The 16,383-nt window shown below is 62.2% G+C and carries 15 protein-coding genes; 7 read left to right on the forward strand and 8 right to left on the reverse strand.

From position 1 onward, the window contains the following. Positions 1-166 precede the first annotated feature (166 nt). Together rsd and OJHNALOF_RS03115 are read left to right on the forward strand one after the other, a co-directional pair. Positions 167-634: a sigma D regulator gene (gene rsd, locus OJHNALOF_RS03110; protein ID WP_094201812.1), complete on the forward strand. Its 468-nt coding sequence runs from the start codon at positions 167-169 to the stop codon at positions 632-634. Between the two features lie 10 nt (positions 635-644). Beyond that, positions 645-1,007, forward strand: coding sequence for a PilZ domain-containing protein (locus OJHNALOF_RS03115; protein WP_165661124.1), 363 nt, complete (start codon positions 645-647; stop codon positions 1,005-1,007). Here OJHNALOF_RS03115 and radA read toward each other — a convergent pair. Beyond that, a complete protein-coding gene (radA, locus tag OJHNALOF_RS03120; protein WP_094201810.1) occupies positions 1,004-2,371 on the reverse strand; it encodes a DNA repair protein RadA in 1,368 nt (455 codons plus the stop codon). The genes OJHNALOF_RS03115 and radA overlap by 4 nt on opposite strands. A gap of 69 nt (positions 2,372-2,440) precedes the next feature. On the opposite strand from radA, the gene OJHNALOF_RS03125 reads away from it, so the two are divergent. Next, entirely contained in the window at positions 2,441-4,690 is a 2,250-nt protein-coding gene (locus OJHNALOF_RS03125) for a PilZ domain-containing protein (protein WP_165661125.1), read from the forward strand. Here OJHNALOF_RS03125 and serB read toward each other — a convergent pair. Then, the gene (serB, locus tag OJHNALOF_RS03130) at positions 4,650-5,627 is read right to left on the reverse strand and encodes a phosphoserine phosphatase SerB (RefSeq protein WP_165661153.1); all 978 of its coding nucleotides are present in this window, start codon (positions 5,625-5,627) and stop codon (positions 4,650-4,652) included. The genes OJHNALOF_RS03125 and serB overlap by 41 nt on opposite strands. A gap of 90 nt (positions 5,628-5,717) precedes the next feature. On the opposite strand from serB, the gene OJHNALOF_RS03135 reads away from it, so the two are divergent. Further along, complete coding sequence (locus OJHNALOF_RS03135) at positions 5,718-6,254, forward strand: hypothetical protein (RefSeq protein WP_165661126.1); 537 nt, start codon at positions 5,718-5,720, stop codon at positions 6,252-6,254. 3 nt (positions 6,255-6,257) lie between these two features. On the opposite strand, the gene deoD is transcribed toward OJHNALOF_RS03135, so the two are convergent. The 6 genes from deoD to prfC form a co-directional block, all read right to left on the reverse strand. Continuing rightward, the gene (gene deoD, locus OJHNALOF_RS03140) at positions 6,258-6,971 is read right to left on the reverse strand and encodes a purine-nucleoside phosphorylase (protein WP_165661127.1); all 714 of its coding nucleotides are present in this window, start codon (positions 6,969-6,971) and stop codon (positions 6,258-6,260) included. A gap of 27 nt (positions 6,972-6,998) precedes the next feature. Next, positions 6,999-8,216, reverse strand: a complete 1,218-nt coding sequence (locus OJHNALOF_RS03145) for a phosphopentomutase (protein WP_165661128.1) — start codon at positions 8,214-8,216, stop codon at positions 6,999-7,001. Between the two features lie 46 nt (positions 8,217-8,262). Beyond that, complete coding sequence (deoC, locus tag OJHNALOF_RS03150; RefSeq protein ID WP_165661129.1) at positions 8,263-9,036, reverse strand: deoxyribose-phosphate aldolase; 774 nt, start codon at positions 9,034-9,036, stop codon at positions 8,263-8,265. Positions 9,037-9,099: 63 nt separating this feature from the next. Then, positions 9,100-10,377, reverse strand: a complete 1,278-nt coding sequence (locus OJHNALOF_RS03155; protein WP_165661130.1) for a NupC/NupG family nucleoside CNT transporter — start codon at positions 10,375-10,377, stop codon at positions 9,100-9,102. A gap of 106 nt (positions 10,378-10,483) precedes the next feature. Further along, positions 10,484-11,248, reverse strand: coding sequence for a TatD family hydrolase (locus tag OJHNALOF_RS03160; protein ID WP_165661131.1), 765 nt, complete (start codon positions 11,246-11,248; stop codon positions 10,484-10,486). A 114-nt stretch (positions 11,249-11,362) separates the two neighbouring features. Then, a complete protein-coding gene (gene prfC, locus OJHNALOF_RS03165; RefSeq protein ID WP_094201802.1) occupies positions 11,363-12,952 on the reverse strand; it encodes a peptide chain release factor 3 in 1,590 nt (529 codons plus the stop codon). A 199-nt stretch (positions 12,953-13,151) separates the two neighbouring features. Here prfC and OJHNALOF_RS03170 point away from each other — a divergent pair, with 199 nt between their 5' ends. From OJHNALOF_RS03170 to fabG, 3 genes are all read left to right on the forward strand, one after another. After that, a complete protein-coding gene (locus OJHNALOF_RS03170) occupies positions 13,152-13,706 on the forward strand; it encodes a tRNA-uridine aminocarboxypropyltransferase (RefSeq protein WP_165661132.1) in 555 nt (184 codons plus the stop codon). A gap of 443 nt (positions 13,707-14,149) precedes the next feature. Continuing rightward, positions 14,150-15,412 carry a urate hydroxylase PuuD gene (locus OJHNALOF_RS03175; protein ID WP_094201800.1) on the forward strand — a complete coding sequence of 421 codons (1,263 nt, stop codon included), beginning with the start codon at positions 14,150-14,152 and terminating at the stop codon, positions 15,410-15,412. Positions 15,413-15,616: 204 nt separating this feature from the next. After that, positions 15,617-16,369: a 3-oxoacyl-ACP reductase FabG gene (gene fabG, locus OJHNALOF_RS03180; protein ID WP_094201799.1), complete on the forward strand. Its 753-nt coding sequence runs from the start codon at positions 15,617-15,619 to the stop codon at positions 16,367-16,369. The last annotated feature ends 14 nt before the right edge of the window (positions 16,370-16,383 follow it).

Consider the following 16,383-nt stretch of genomic DNA (forward strand, 5'->3'; position numbering starts at 1 on the left):
CATCGGGTGGCAAAATTTGGCCGCATTGTACCACCACAGCCCGGGAACGCGAAAAACCCGGGGACGGTGCCAGAATGGTCAGTTAATCGCCACTGGCTCTTGACCGGGACGCGACTTTTCTTTAGTTATAGTTAATGAGCCCATCAGGCAGCCCACGGAGGGAACCATGCTCGGGAAACTGGAACAGACCAAGGCCAGACTCGGCGGCATCCACAAGGCACTGGACGCCTTTCTCAACGCCCGCCAGAGTTTACTCGTGGAATACATTCGCCTTTCCACCCATCAGAAAACCCTGCCGGCTCAGGAAGAGCTGCACGAATTCTGCGGCCAGCTGGTCGATTACGTATCGGCCGGACACTTCGAGGTCTATGACCATGTGCTGGCGGCCTATGAGGCCTCCAAGGGCAATGCCCGAGTGCTGGCCGAACGCATTTATCCGCGTATCAAGCGCAACACCGACGACGCCCTCAACTTTCACGACAAGTACACCGAGGCCGACGACGATACCCTGCTGGAACTGGATCAGGATCTGAGCCGGCTGGGCGAGTTGCTGGAAGAGCGCTTTGAGCTGGAAGACCGGCTGGTATCGGCCATTCGCCTCACCGATCACCTGGACACAGGCGAACCCGCCTGAGGAGGCGATTTTGGCCGAACGCAGAGCCCTCAGCCGAGTCCGCTTTAACGCTCAAGCCCGGCTGATTGACGCCGGCGGGCAGGAATGGCCGGTAGAAGTGTGCGATCTGTCCCTGCATGGCGCCCTGCTCACTCGCCCCGCTGGCTGGCAGGGCCGTGACGACGAGCGGCTGGAGCTGCAGTTGCAGCTGGATGACGCCGGTCAGCGCATCGTGATGCGCGGCCGGCAACGCCATCATCGGGGGGCCGGACTGGGACTGGAGTGCGAACTCCTCGACATGGCCAGCGCCACCCACCTGCGTCGCCTAGTGGAACTCAACCTGGGTGACGAGCACCTGCTGCAACGCCAGTTTGTGCACCTGGCCGGTGACTAGAGCGCTTCCAGCGCCTCTTCCAGCTTTTTCACCGCGATCACTTCCATGCCTTCCGGAGGCTGCTTGGGCCGGTTGGCCCAGGGTACTATCGCCCGAGTAAAGCCGTGCTTGGCCGCTTCCGTCAGCCGTTCCTGACCCGAGGGCACCGGCCGGATTTCTCCCGACAGGCCCACCTCGCCAAACACCACCAGCTCCTTGGGCAGGGGCTTATCGCGAAAGCTCGACACCAGTGCCAGCAGCAGCGCCAGATCGGCACTGGTGTCTTCGACCCGCACTCCGCCTACCACGTTGACGAACACATCCTGATCCGCCATCTGCATACCGCCATGGCGATGCAGCACCGCCAGCAACAGCGCCAGCCGGTTGTGCTCCAGACCCACGGTCACCCGACGCGGATTGGCCAGCTGGGAATAATCCACCAGCGCCTGCAGCTCCACCAGCAACGGCCGGGTGCCTTCCCAAATCACCATGACCACGGAGCCGGTGATCTGCTCCTCGCCCCGGCTGAGGAAGATGGCAGACGGATTGCTCACCTCCTTCATGCCGGTTTCGGTCATGGCGAACACCCCCAACTCGTTGACCGCACCAAAGCGGTTCTTGTGACTGCGCAGGGTACGAAAACGGCTGTCGGCGGCGCCATCAAGCAGCACCGAGCAGTCGATGCAGTGCTCCAGCACCTTGGGGCCGGCCAGGGTGCCGTCCTTGGTCACATGGCCCACCATCAGGATCACCACCCCCTGCTGCTTGGCAAACCGAGTCAGCTGGGCAGCAGCTTCCCGCACCTGGCTCACCGAGCCGGGTGCCGACTGCACATCGGCCACGTGCATCACCTGAATGGAATCGATCACCATCACCGCCGGCCGCTCTTCCCGGGCCACGTGGCAGATCTGCTCGACATTGGTTTCCGACAGCATGCGCAGCTGATCCCGAGGCAACCCCAGGCGCTGGGCGCGCATGGCCACCTGCTGCAACGACTCCTCTCCGGTCACATACAGGGTTTTCATCCGCCCGGCCAGGCCACACATCACCTGCAGCAACAGGGTACTTTTACCCGCGCCCGGATTACCGCCGATCAGAATCGCAGAGCCCGGTACCAGGCCGCCGCCCAGCACGCGATCGAGTTCACGAAAACCGCTGTCGATGCGCGGAATTTCGGTCATGGCGATTTCGTTCAGGGTCTGCACCTTGTTATCGATGGCGCCGGCATAACCGGAAAATCGGGCATTGCGACTGGACGAGGAAGCTGGCGCCAGGCGAATCTCACTGATGGTGTTCCATTCCTTGCACTCGGAACATTGCCCCTGCCAGCGGGGAAACTCGGCGCCGCACTCGCCACAGACGAAGGCGGTTTTGGACTTGGCCATGCTGTCTCACTCATTAATTCACAAGCTGTTATACTGGCTCAAGATTTTCGCTCACTCAAGCACACGAAAATGGATTTCAGCCCCTATAAAGCCCTGCTTGACCGCATCGTTCCCCTCAGTTACCAGCAGGATGCCGAAACCCTGCTGAACAGCCTGCTGCCGGAAACCGACAGTCGCACCCATTACCGCCTGCTGGCCGAAATCAACCGGCTCAAGGCCCCCTGCCTGCGGGTGCTGGATTTGCGCCAGCTGTTTCCCCAGCAATGCCGCCCGGTGTTGCACCAGGGACTCTATCACATGCTGCCGCCCCGGCTGGAGCAACGCTTTGGCCAGCTGCTTGAGCAGTACAACGGCGATTACACCCGTGGCCTTTACGAGGCCCTGCTGACCGAGCTCGAAACCCTGCGCCAGCAGCCCGCCATGCTCAACAGCACGCCCTGGCACCGGTTGGGCTTTGGCATTCGACGCCAGGAGCCTCGCCTGCAGTTTGTGACGCCGGTGCGTTTTCACCTCGCAGATGGCGAGCTGCAGACCAACAGCCTCGACATTTCGGTGCATGGCCTGATGGCCACCCTGGCATCCGCGGCAAAACTGCCCGAAGAGGTGGAGGTCTCCTTTCCCGGGTTGGCCCGCCAGCCCGCCCTGGCCTGTCTGGCCGAGCCCAGACACTATCGGCGAGTATGCCAGGGCAAAAATGAAAAGGGCCGGGTGCGGCTGCAGCGCATTGAGCCCGACAAGGCCTGGGACCAGGCCCTGGAGCAGTTTATCGACCAGAATCAGGGCCGCTATGGCCAGGATGCAGAAGACCTTTTTGAAACCGCCCTGTCCCAGTGCTGGGGCCGGGCACTGCTGGAAAGTGGGCAGGGCCAGGTGCTGTTTTTTGACGCTCGGGGTAGCCTGCAGCAGGCCCTGTGCAACCGCGCCGGCAAACCGCTGCTGGAATACTGGCAACAAAAGGAACAAGGGGATCTGCTGGGCTGCCTGCTGGCGCCCGAGCGCATTCTCGCCATGGCCGGCCGCTCTCAGGCCAGCATGCTGCTTTACGCATTCCGGGTTCAGGGCAAGACCGCCAGCTACCGTTTCGCCGCCGAGCATGACCGGCTGGAGCAGGATAGGCAACTGGCGCAATTTATCAGTGAAGGACAGCGCGCCGGCACCCTGCAGCTCTATCACCTCAGCCTGTCACCGGTTCGCCTGAGCGACGCCCTGCTGGATGATCTCGACGTCATGGGCCAGACGAAGCTAAAGATGCTGAAATGGCAGCTGTGGCTGACTCCCCTGCCTGCCCCCGAGCCGGAACAGCGTTTGCCGGCCCGGCCCCGGCTGCTGCAGCCCTACCTGCTGCCCGCTACCCCAGCGCCACTCAACCTGGTGCCACTGCGCCAGGCGGCGCTGCGCAAGGAAACCCGCTTTCGGTTCAACACCCCGGTAGAGCTGGCCTTGGGCGACGCCCTGATCAGGGGGGGAACCGAAGATATTTCGGTGCAGGGCATGAAAGTCAGGCTGGAAAAGGCACTGGAGCTGGAGTTGCTCACAGAGGTGCAACTGAGCCTGCCCGAACTCAGCAAACTGGGCCGGGACTGGAAACTGAAACGATTGCGCTACCGGGTGATCAACCAGAGCGGTGATGGCCACGTACTGCATTTGCAGGCCGAGCCGGCGGGAAAAAACCACGCCGGCTGCCGATTCTTCACCGCCCTGCTGGCCCAGAACCAGGACAAGCTGCGCGCCCGCCCCGAGACCATGCAACACCCCGCCTGGATACGGCTGCTGACCCGCCAGGCGGTACAGCAACTGGCCGGTCCGGCCTTTATTCTGGGTCGCAATGACGGCGGGTTTTATGTTCAGGGCAGCCTTGCCGCCGACCACCTGCCGGCGCTGATGGGCTGGCTCGGCAATGACGACGACGAGGCCTCTCCGGGCCGGCTGTTGTCCCGGCCGCTGTTGCAGTCGGTCGCCACCATATTGCAACGCCCCAGTGGCAGAAGCCACCTGCTCTCCGAAGTCTGGCTGAGCACGGATGCGGCCGGTGTTCGCCAGCGCCAGATTGATCCCGATGCGGCCACCCGCGAGCGTCTGCTTGCCAGCGACAAGGAGCTGACCGTGTGCCAGCTGATCAGCAACCGCCTGCAACTGCGCCAGCTCGATCTCTATATGCCGGAGTGGCAACGGCTGACCGAAACCTCGCTCTACAAGACCCAGCAACTGGAGCAGAACCTGGCGGAGCTGTCGCTATTGTGCCAGGTCATCGACATTACCGGACTGGCGCGTTCATCCCTTAACGCGCCTGCAGCAGGCCCAGCACCCCTTCCAGGCTGAGCCGGTTCAGGCACACCGGTGCCTGCTGCTGCACCAGGGGTTTGGCGTGCAGTGCCACCCCCAGGCCGGCCTGGGCCAGCATTTTCAGATCATTGGCGCCGTCGCCGATGGCCACGGTCTGCGCAATGGGAATGCCGTGCTCGTGGGCCAGCTCCACCAGAATATTGGCCTTGGCATCGGCATCGACGATGGCGCCCAACACCTCACCGGTGAGTTTGCCGTCGCGAATTTCCAGGGTGTTGGCAAACACCGCATCCAACCCAAGCTGTTGCTGCAGATGACGGGCAAAGGGCACAAAGCCACCGGAGGCAATGGCCACCTTCCAGCCCATGGCCTTGAGCCCGGCCACCAGCTCGGTCAGACCCGGCATCAGTGGCATGCGGCCGATGACCTCATCGATAATACCGGCATCGGCCCCGGCCAGCGCGGCCACTCGGCGCCGCAGGCTTTCGGAGAACGGCAACGCCCCTTCCATGGCGGCCCGCGTGACCGCGGCCACTTCTTCCCCCACTCCGGCCAAGGCGGCGATCTCATCGATGCATTCGATCTGAATGGCGGTGGAGTCCATGTCCATCAACACCAGGCCGGGCTTGTCGGCCGAGGGTAGTGACGGCACACAGGCCAGATCCCAGTCGGTAGCCACCTGCTGTAGTGCCGCCTTCAGCGCCGGCGACCAGGCCGACAGCCTCAGGCTGGCCAGCTCCCGTCCGGCCACGACCGCCACGGCGCTGAGCTCGACACGAATACCGGCTTCATCCAGCACCTGCAGGCTGGCCACCAGGGCCTGTTTGCTCAGGCGCTCCGCCAGCAACACCAGCCGTCCCTTCACTTCAGGCAGGTGCCCGGCTTCCCATTCTCCCTCACGCCACAGGCATGATTGCTGCGCCAGTGCGTCTTTCCATTCCACTACCCGCTCGGGCAGCTCATTGAGCAACAGTGCCACTTTTGTTCCCTTTATTACTACGACAAACCGGCGCTCAGGGTAGCGTATTGCTTTTTAAGCAGGCAAGAGACAATATTGTCCGCCATGAGCACCCCTCCATCACTCTTTAAACGGTTGCCCTGGCTGTGGCTGCTGGCACTGCTGCTGTTGCTGCTGGCCGGTCGCCAATGGCTGGCGCTGAACGAACTGGGCCAGCGCTGGCAGCTGCTGCCGCACCGCACCTCGGCCTCCGCCCTGGCGGATTTCGCCGAGTTTCAGGCACTGCGGGCGCTGAGCACCGAAGACAGCGAGGCACAGCAACTGCTGGTCACCGAGCTCAGCCACTCACCGCTGGTGCTGTCGGCCCGCCTGTACGACGGCGGCGGCACCCTGCTGGCCGCCACCGACGCGCCCGACACTGTACCCAGGCAGGCCTATGTAAGGCCCCTGTACGACGAGGAGCGTGCCGCCGGCTTTTTGCACCTGAGCCTGTCGGAGTCGGCGCTGACCGCCGAGCAACACCAACTCTGGCAGCGGCTTTACCGGCAGCTGAGCTGGCTGCTGCCCCTGACCGGCGCCATGGGTGCCCTGCTGACCGCGGCGTTGCTGCGGTGGCGCCGGCGACGTGCACCGACCGAATAAGGCTCAGTCGGCCAGCAGTACCGACTCCAGCGCCACTTCCATCATTTGATCAAAGCCGGTCTGGCGCTCGTCGGCGCTGAGCCGCTCGCCGCGCAATATGTGATCCGATACCGTGCATATGGTCAGGGCGCGGGCACCGAATTCGGCGGCGACGCCATAAAGCCCCGCGGCTTCCATTTCCACGCCCACTACGCCATAGCGTTTCAACAGCTCGAACAGCTCGCTTTGCGGGGTATAGAACAGATCCGCCGAAAACAGGTTGCCCACCTTCACCGGCACCTTGAGATGATTGGCCGCCGCCACGGCATGCTGAGTCAGTTCAAAGTCGGCGATCGCCGCCAGATCATGGCCCATAAAGCGGGTACGATTGACTCTGGATTCGGTACTGGCGCCCAGGCCGATCACCAGATCCATCAGCTTGACGTCATCGCGCACCGCACCGCAGGAGCCCACGCGAATCAGGTTTTTCACCCCAAACTCGGTGATCAGCTCCTTGGCATAGATGGACACCGACGGTATGCCCATGCCGTGGCCCATAACCGATACCGCCCTGCCCTGGTAACTGCCGGTAAAGCCCAGCATGTTGCGCACCGCATTCACCTGGCGTACATCGGTGAGAAAGGTCTCGGCAATGTATTGGGCCCGCAGCGGATCGCCGGGCATCAGAATGGTCTCGGCAAAGTCGCCGCGCTCGGCCTTGATATGAGGTGTAGCCATGGTGATGTTCCCGTTAGTCAGTAAGGATCACAAAAAAGAGCGGCCAAAGTCCATGGGGCTGGTGCCAAAGTAGGTCGCCAGGCTCTGGCCGATATCGGCAAAGGTGTCACGCCCGCCCAGTGACCCGGGCTTCAGTCCGGCGCCGGTGGCCAGCACCGGTATATGCTCACGGGTGTGCTCGGTGCCGATCCAGGTAGGATCGCAGCCGTGATCCGCGGTGAGGATCAGCAGATCTTCCGGTTTCAACCGCCGCAGCAGCTCGGGCAGGCGCCGATCAAAGGACTCCAGCGCGGCGGCGTAGCCGGCCACATTGCGGCGATGGCCAAAGCTTGAGTCAAAGTCGACAAAATTGGTCATGATCAGGGTATTGTCCCCGGCCGCTCCCACCTCATTCAGGGTCGCGTCAAACAGGGCGTCGTGACCGCTGGCCTTGACCTTGCGGGTAATGCCGCAATGGGCGTAGATGTCGGCGATTTTGCCGATGGACACCACCTCGCCATGTTGCTCGTCCACCAGCTTTTGCAGCACGGTGGGGGCCGGCGGTTCAATGCTGTAGTCCCGGCGGTTGCCGGTACGTACGAAGTCGGCGGCGCCCTCTCCCACAAAGGGACGGGCAATGACCCGGCCGATGTTGTAAGGCATCAGCAGCTCCCGGGTGAGCTCGCACAGGGCGTACAGCCGCTCCAGGCCAAAATGCTGCTCGTGGCAGGCAATCTGAAACACCGAGTCCGCCGAGGTATAGCAGATGGGTTTGCCGGTACGCACATGCTCCTCGCCCAGCTGTTCCAGTATGGTGGTGCCCGAGGCATGACAGTTACCGAGGATCCCCGGCAGTCCGCCCCGCTCGATCAGAGCGTCAATCAACCCTTGCGGAAAGCTGTTGCGAGTGTCGTGAAAGTAGCCCCAGTCAAACAGCACCGGTACCCCGGCAATCTCCCAGTGGCCCGAGGGCGTGTCCTTGCCCGACGACAGCTCCCGCGCATAGCCGTAGCTGCCGGTGACCTCGACGGGCAGGGTCACGCCTTCCGCCACGGCCCCGGTGCTGTCGGCATGAGCATGAAACAACCCCAGCCGGCCCAGGTTGGGCAGCCGCAGCGGTCCCTCGCGGCCCTCATCGGCCCGCCCCTGGGCGCAGGCGGCGGCGATATGCCCCAGGGTATCGGCACCGACGTCACCAAAGCGGTCGGCGTCGGGAGTGGCGCCAATGCCGAACGAGTCTAGAACCAGGACGATGGCACGTTTCATGGGGTCTCCTTGGTGCCGCCGGGCGGCACGGCCAAAATGGTCAATCTCAGTAACCGCCGGTATTCGGCCCGCGCGTACCGAGCCGCAGCGTGGTCAGTATGTCGTTGAGCAGCCCTGAGGCACCAAAGCGAAAATGCGCCGGGGTAAGCCAGTCCGGCCCCAGCCGCTCGGCGGCCAACCGCAGGTAGTCAGCGGCCTGGGCCGCGGTGCGCACGCCCCCGGCGGCCTTGAAGCCGACCCGGCCACCGCGGAGCTTGATGACGTCAAGCATCACTCCTGCCGCCTCAAGGGTGGCGTTGACCGCCACCTTGCCGGTGGAGGTCTTGATAAAGTCGGCGCCGCCGTCAATGGCCAGCTCGCTGGCGCGCCTTACCAGCGCCGGCGTGCCCAGTTCACCGCTTTCGATGATGACCTTAAGGGTTCGCTCACCACAGGCGGCCTTGCAGGCGTTGACCAGGGCGGGGCCGGTTTGCTCATCGCCGGCCATCAGTGCTCGCCAGGGAAACACCACATCCACCTCGTCGGCGCCCGCGGCAATGGCGGCTCGGGTCTCTCGTTCGGCCTTTGCAATATCGCCGCCACCGTCGGGAAAGTTGGCCACGGTGGCCACCCTCACCCTGCCGGCCACTCCCAGTGCAGCCAGGGTGGCGCGGGCCAGCGGCACAAAACGCGCAGACACACACAGTGCCGCTGGCATGCCGGCGGGCGTCAGCGCCTGATGACACAAGGCGATAATGTCGGCTTCGGTGTCATGCTCGTTGAGGCTGGTCAGATCCATCAGTGCCAGCGCCTGCCGCGCCTGCGTTTGCAATTCACTCATTCACTTCTCCCCTGCCATTGCCCCAGTGTACCGATATTTGACCATGAAGGGGCACCAAAGTGTTCAGGCCGCCCCCAGCGCCAGAAAAAAACCGGCCAGGGCGGCGGACATCAGGTTTGACAGGGTGCCGGCCAACACCGCCTTCAACCCCAGCCGCGCAATGTCGTGTCGCCGGCCGGGCGCCATGCCGCCCAGGCCGCCCAGCAGAATGGCCACCGAGGCCAGGTTGGCAAAGCCGCACAGGGCAAAGGAGATAATGGCACGAGTGTGCTCGCTCATGGCCCTGCCGGTGTTGTCCAGCAGCAGTTGGTCGGACAGATAAGGGGCGAAATTCGCATAGGCCACGAATTCGTTCAGCACCAGCTTCTGGCCAATAAAGGAGCCAGCCAAACGGGCTTCCTCCCAGGGCACCCCCAATAAAAACGCCAGTGGTGAAAACAGCCAGCCCAGCAGCCATTCCAGGCTGAGCCCCTCCATGCCAAACCAGGCGCCCATGCCGCCCAGCATGCCGTTTAGCAGCGCAATCAGGCCGATAAAGGCCAGCAGCATGGCGCCCACGTTCATCGCCAGTTTCATGCCTGCGCTCGCACCCGAGGCGGCGGCGTCGATGACGTTGGCCGGGTGGTCCTCGTCAAAACCGGCGGCATCGGCCTGATCCTGGGGTTCCGGGGTGGCGGTTTCCGGCAGCAGCAGCTTGGCAAACAGCAGGCCACCGGGGGCGGCCATAAAGGAGGCCGCGATCAGGTATTCCAGCGGCACCCCCAGGGAGGCATAGCCCGCCAGCACCGAGCCGGCCACCGAGGCCAGGCCGCCGCACATGACCGCAAACAGCTCCGACTCGGTCATGCGGGCAATATAAGGGCGCACCACCAGCGGCGCCTCGGTCTGGCCCACAAAGATATTGGCGGTGGCCGAGAGCGACTCGGTGCGTGAAGTACCCAGTGCCTTTTGCAGGGCGCCGCCCAGCAGCCGAATCACCCACTGCATGATGCCGAGGTAATACAGCACGGCGATAAGCGACGAAAAAAAGATGATCACCGGTAGCACCCGCACCGCGAAGATAAACCCCAGCCCGCTTTCAAAGGCGGCGTTCCCCACCAGGCCGCCAAACAGAAAGCTCATGCCGTCGTTGGCATAGGCAATGACCTGGGCGACCCCATCGGACAGGGCCTTGAGAAATTCGCGCCCGGCGGGTACATAGAGCACCAGGGCGCCCAATCCGGCCTGAATGGCAAAGGCACCACCCACGGTACGCAGCCGAATGGCACGGCGGTTGCGGGAACACAGCAGGGCAATGAGGATCAGCACCACCATGCCCACCAGGCTCATGATCAGGGTCATCCGCAAGTCTCTTTAATTTAACGGCAGGGTGTTCTGAGGGTAGAAAAAAACCGGAAATTTACGAGGGAAACGGCGATAGATTTTTGATTTTATGCGCAAAATCGTACTACCAGGCAAACAGCCGATCGGCGTTGGCTTCCAGCCCGGCGACCAGCTCGTCGAGGGGCTCGTCGCGCAGTTCCGCCAGGGCGTTCAGCACCCGCGGCAGTCGCTCGGGATGGTTGGGCTGGCCCTGAAAACCGCACAGGGGCATGTCGGGCGCATCGGTTTCCAGCACCAGGGACTCCAGTGGCATGGCGGCGATGACACCGCGGGTCTTGCTGGCCCGTTCATAGGTGATGGTACCGCCCACCCCCAGATGAATACCCAGCCGCCAGAAGGCCTGCGCCTGTTGCAGGGACCCGGCAAAGCCGTGCACCACGCCGCCCACCGGGGTAAGGCGGCGCAGCCATTTCATCAGCACATCGTGAGCCTTGTGGCTGTGCATCATCACCGGCAGGCCGCGCTCGCAGGCCAGCCGGAGCTGAACCGAAAACGCGGCTTCCTGCTCGGCCATGGGTAACCGGCAGGCCATGTCCAGCCCGGTTTCACCGATGGCCACACAACGAGCATCGGCGGCGTCCAGCGCCGCCGCCAGTCGCGCTTGCCATTGCGCGGAAGCGCCCGCCACCCACCAGGGATGCAATCCCAGGGCGTAGCGGGTACCGGCAAGGGTGTCGCAGAACGCCGGCAGCCCGGGCCACTGGGCCTCTTCCACGCCCGGGATCACCAGCCGGTGGACCCCGGCGGCCTGAGCCCGCCGCCAGTGCTCCTGAGGATCGTCGGCAAAGGCGTCAAAGTCGAGGTGGCAGTGGGTGTCGGTGAGCAGCATGGACAATCCCGGAAAGTGACGGCGTACTGACTTCAAGAGTATCAGAAAGCCGGGCAAGAAAATGCCGGGACAAGCCCGGCATCGTGTATGGAGCGACGTCACAACCCCGGTGGATCAGTGCTCCCGGGTCTTGCTGAACTGAATGTCCGGGTAACGCTCCTGGGTCAGGTTGAGGTTGACCATGGTGGGGGCGATATAGGTGAGGTTGTCGCCGCCATCCAGGGCCAGGTTAGCGGATACCTTGCGCTGGAACTCGTCCAGTTTCTTGGCGTCCTTACCATACACCCAGCGGGCGGTGGAGACGTTGACCGACTCATAGAGGGCGTCCACGTTATATTCGGCCTTGAGCCGTGCCACCACCACATCGAACTGCAGCACACCCACGGCGCCCACGATCAAATCGTTGTTGTCGAGCGGGCGGAACACCTGTACCGCGCCTTCTTCCGACAGCTGTACCAGGCCCTTGAGCAGCTGTTTCTGCTTCAGCGGGTCCCGCAGGCGAATGCGACGGAACAGCTCGGGGGCGAAGTTGGGAATGCCGGTAAACTTGAGCTCTTCCCCTTGAGTGAAGGTGTCACCAATCTGAATGGTGCCGTGGTTGTGCAGGCCGATAATGTCGCCGGCAAAGGCTTCTTCCGCCCGCTCCCGATCACCGGCCATAAAGGTCACGGCGTCGGAAATGCTGACCGTCTTGCCGATGCGCACGTGCTTCATCTTCATGCCCTGGGTGTACTGGCCGGAGACGATGCGCATAAAGGCGATGCGGTCCCGATGGCGAGGATCCATGTTGGCCTGGATCTTGAACACGAAGCCGGAAAACTTGTCATCGGCGGCGGTCACTTCCCGCTCCTGGGTCTGACGCGGTTGGGGCGCCGGCGCCCATTCGGTGAGGCCATCGAGCATGTGATCCACGCCAAAGTTGCCCAGGGCGGTACCGAAAAACACCGGGGTCAGTTCACCGGCCAGGAACAGCTCCTGGTCAAATTCGTGAGACGCGCCCATCACCAGCTCCAGCTCTTCCCGCAGCTGTTCGGCCAGGCCGTCACCCACGGCCTCGTCCAGCTCGGGGTTGTCCAGGCCCTTGATGATACGCACTTCCTGAATGGTATGCCCCTTGCCGGACTGATACAGAATGGTCTCGTCCCGGTGCAGGTGATACACCCCCTTGAACAGCTTGCCGCTGCCGATGGGCCAGGACACCGGGGCGCACATGATGTTGAGCTCGGTTTCCACCTCGTCGAGCAGCTCCATGGGGTCGCGAATGTCCCGGTCGAGCTTGTTCATAAAGGTAACGATGGGGGTGTCGCGCAGCCGGGTCACTTCCATCAGTTTGCGGGTGCGGTCTTCCACGCCCTTGGCGGCGTCGATCACCATCAGGCAGGAGTCCACCGCAGTCAGGGTGCGGTAGGTGTCTTCCGAGAAGTCTTCGTGGCCCGGGGTGTCGAGCAGGTTCACCAGACGGTCGTTGTAGGGAAACTGCATCACCGAGGTGGTGACCGAGATGCCCCGCTCCTTTTCCATTTCCATCCAGTCGGACTTGGCGTGCTGGCCCGAGCCGCGGCCCTTGACGGTACCGGCGCTCTGAATGGCCTGGCCGTGCAGCAACACCTTTTCGGTGATGGTGGTCTTACCGGCATCCGGGTGAGAAATAATGGCAAAGGTACGGCGCTTGGCAATTTCCTGCGCTATGGTGCTGTTTGACATGGTGCTATCTTCTGGGTTGACACGGACTCGGGCTGCCGGCGGGTATGCCTGAAAATAAAATCCGCTAGAGTGAACTTGGCTGGCGGCTATTTTCGCCTATTCGGCGGCGCTTAACAATCCGTCTCATGCTCCCCCGCACTTTCCCCCTGCCGGCGAGGCCGTTAAACTTGGCCGTTTTCAGTCAGGAATTCACCCACTCATGTCCCGCGCCACCTGCTCCCGTTGCCGGCTGCCCGAGCGCACCTGCCTGTGCGCCGAGACGCGGCCGCAACCCTGCCCGCTGCCGGTGATCGTGCTGCAGCACCCGCTCGAAGCCAGACACGCCAAAAGCACGGTGCCGCTGCTGCAGCTGGCGTTGCCGGCACTGCAACGGGTGGTGGCCGAACACATGGCACCACCAGCGCCTCTGCCGCGAGGACGCTGGTGGCTGCTTTACCCCGGTGACGAGGCGGTGGATATCGACACCACTCCCCCCGGCCGCCTCGACATCGGCGGCCTAGTGGTACTCGACGGCACCTGGCGCAAGACCCGACGGTTGCGTCACCTCAACCCCTGGCTCAACGACCTGCCCGCCCTCAGTTTCAGTCAGGCGCCTGCCGGCCGCTACGCCATTCGCAAGGGGCCGGGCGGCCAGGCCCTGTCCACCCTGGAAAGCCTGGCCCATGTGCTGGGCCGAATAAGCCCCGCTTTTGACCCGGCTCCCCTGCACCATCTGCTCGCCTGCCGAGTGGCCCAGTTTCATCCCGACGACTAGAGTAAAAGCGGGTGTTGACGGATCAGGTGTATACAACCAGCTCCCGCTTTGCTCTACATTTCAAGCAGGGAAGTCGGTTGCAGCTGTAGTCAAATACGCTATCATGACGCCCGCTTCGTCTTGCCCCGGCACCGGCTTCGCCGCCCCCCGCCACAAGACAAGCACAAACCATTGATTAAAATAGATTTTTATCATTAAAACCGAATTCAAAACATCGAAGTGGTTGCAAATGCAAGAAAATTAACTGTTAATGAATGTTGACAAACTTCATGTTTTTGAAAAAAATCACCTCACAAATTGTCAACAGTTCAAATTTTGAACTGTATACAGTTTGGAAGCACACAACAGCGCATGTGGTCTCAGCTCCCGCCCTTGGCAGGGCTCTGTTTCGATGCGCTAGGGTCTCAATCAATACAAAATGAAACAGAGAAGGTAAGACCATCATGGAAGCGTATCTGCTGGATTTTGGTAACCTGCTGCTCCGCTGGCTGCACGTGATTGCCGCCATTGCCTGGGTAGGGGAATCCATTTACTTCGTAATGCTCGACAACGGCCTGCGCCCGCCCAAGTCTGAAGAGTGCAAGAAAAAAGGCGTGTTCGGTGAAATGTGGGCCGTGCACGGCGGTGGTTTCTACCACAACCAGAAATATGCAACCAGCCCCGAGCAACTGCCCGAAGACCTGCACTGGTCTTTCTGGAAGTCCTACACCACCTGGCTGTCCGGTTTCGGTCTGTTTACCCTGCTGTATCTGACCAAACCCAGCTTCTATCTGGTCAACCCCGCCTCTCCCTGGGAGTGGGCCGCCAACATGACCGGCTGGCAGGCCAACATTGCCGCCCTGGCATTCTTGCTGCTGGGCTGGATCGTGTATAACGAGCTGTGTAAGCGCATCAGCCCCAATATGGAACGCGATGGCATTCTGTCCGTTGCCGTTGCCGTGATGATGGTGGTGGTTGCCTACCTGAGCACTCACATCTTCTCCGGCCGTGCTGCCTTCCTGCTGACCGGTGCCGTGATGGCCACCGCCATGTCTGCCAACGTGTTTTTCTGGATCATTCCCGGCCAGCGCCGCATGGTTGCCGCCATGAAAGCCGGTGAAACCCCGAACCCGCTCGACGGCAAACGCGGTAAGCAACGCTCCGTGCACAACACTTACTTCACCCTGCCGGTAGTGCTGCTGATGCTGAGTAACCACTACTCCTTCACCTACAGCCATGAACTGTCCTGGGTGATCATGACCCTGTTCATCTTCGCAGGTGCCCTGATTCGTCAGTACTTCGTACTGATGCACGCCGGCCAGATCCGTCCGGGTTATCCCGCCGCCGGTGTGGCGCTGATCCTGGTGGCCATCTGGGTAGGTGCGCCCAAGCCGGTAGCAGCCCCGACTGCTGTTGCTCCGGCTGCCACCCAGTCTGAAACCGCCGCCGGTGAAGAGGCCGCTGCCGCTCCTGCCGCCGCTGTCGTCACCACCGCTCAGGTACTGGAAGTCATGGAAGCCCGCTGTGTGCAGTGTCACGCCGCCCAGCCCACTCAGCCCGGTTTTGCCGCTGCGCCTGCCGGCGTTGTGCTGGACACCGAAGAGCACCTGCTGCTGCAGGTCGGTACCGTCAAGCAGGTTGTTGCCAACAAGTACATGCCGCTGGGCAACATCACCGGCATGACCGACGAGGAGCGCGCCCTGGTGGCCGCCTGGAACGGTCAGTAAGTCATACTGCTTCGCTATGCAAAAGCCCGCCTTGTGCGGGCTTTTTTGTGCTCACGGTTCACCGCATCGCTATCATGCGTCGCAAAATAAAAAAACCAAATAAAGATACTGGCTGATGAAAATTAACATTGCAGTGCAAAATTTAAGCTATTATGGAGCATAATATCGGAGCTGGCTGACACTACTCTCAAAAAGGAAGGCACCATGAACGGCACTGCCAATGACATGCAAAACAACATCTGTGTGGTTACCGGCGCCGCCCGCGGGCTGGGCCGCTGCATCAGCGAAACCCTGGCCCTTGCCGGAGCGGCCCGAGTCTATGCCTGCGACATTGACATGACCCCGGCCGACGCCTGGCTGAGCGAGCACGACAACGTCACCGCCGTGACCCTGGATGTATGTGACGGCGACGCCCTGAGCCACCTTAGCGCCCGCATTCTGGCCGAGCACGGCCGCCTTGACGTGCTGGTGAACAACGCCGGCATCACCCGCGATGCCCTGCTGGAAAAGATGACCGACACCGACTGGGATCGCGTGCTGGATGTAAATCTCAAGGGCGTCTTCCTGATGACCCAGGCGATGCTGCCGCTGATGAAACTGCACCAAAGCGGCAGCATCGTCAGCATCTCTTCCATTGTGGGCACCGATGGCAACATTGGCCAGAGCAACTACGGCGCCAGCAAGGGGGGACTGATCACCATGACCAAGGGCTGGGCCAAAGAGCTGGCCCGAGGCGGCGCCCAGATTCGGGCCAACTGCATCGCCCCCGGCTTTATCAATACCGAGATGACCCAGGCAGTGCCGCAAAAGGTGCTGGACAAGATGACCGCCCGCATTCCCCTCGGCCATCTGGGTGAGCCCACCGACATTGCCCAAGGGGTGCTGTTTCTGGCCAGCCAGCGCGCCCGTTACATCACCGGACAGGTACTAAAAATTGATGGCGGGCTGGTGTTGTAAGGCAAGCACCAGGG

The sequence above is a fragment of the Oceanimonas sp. MB9 genome (genome assembly GCF_011319775.1).
Lineage (GTDB): Bacteria > Pseudomonadota > Gammaproteobacteria > Enterobacterales > Aeromonadaceae > Oceanimonas > Oceanimonas doudoroffii.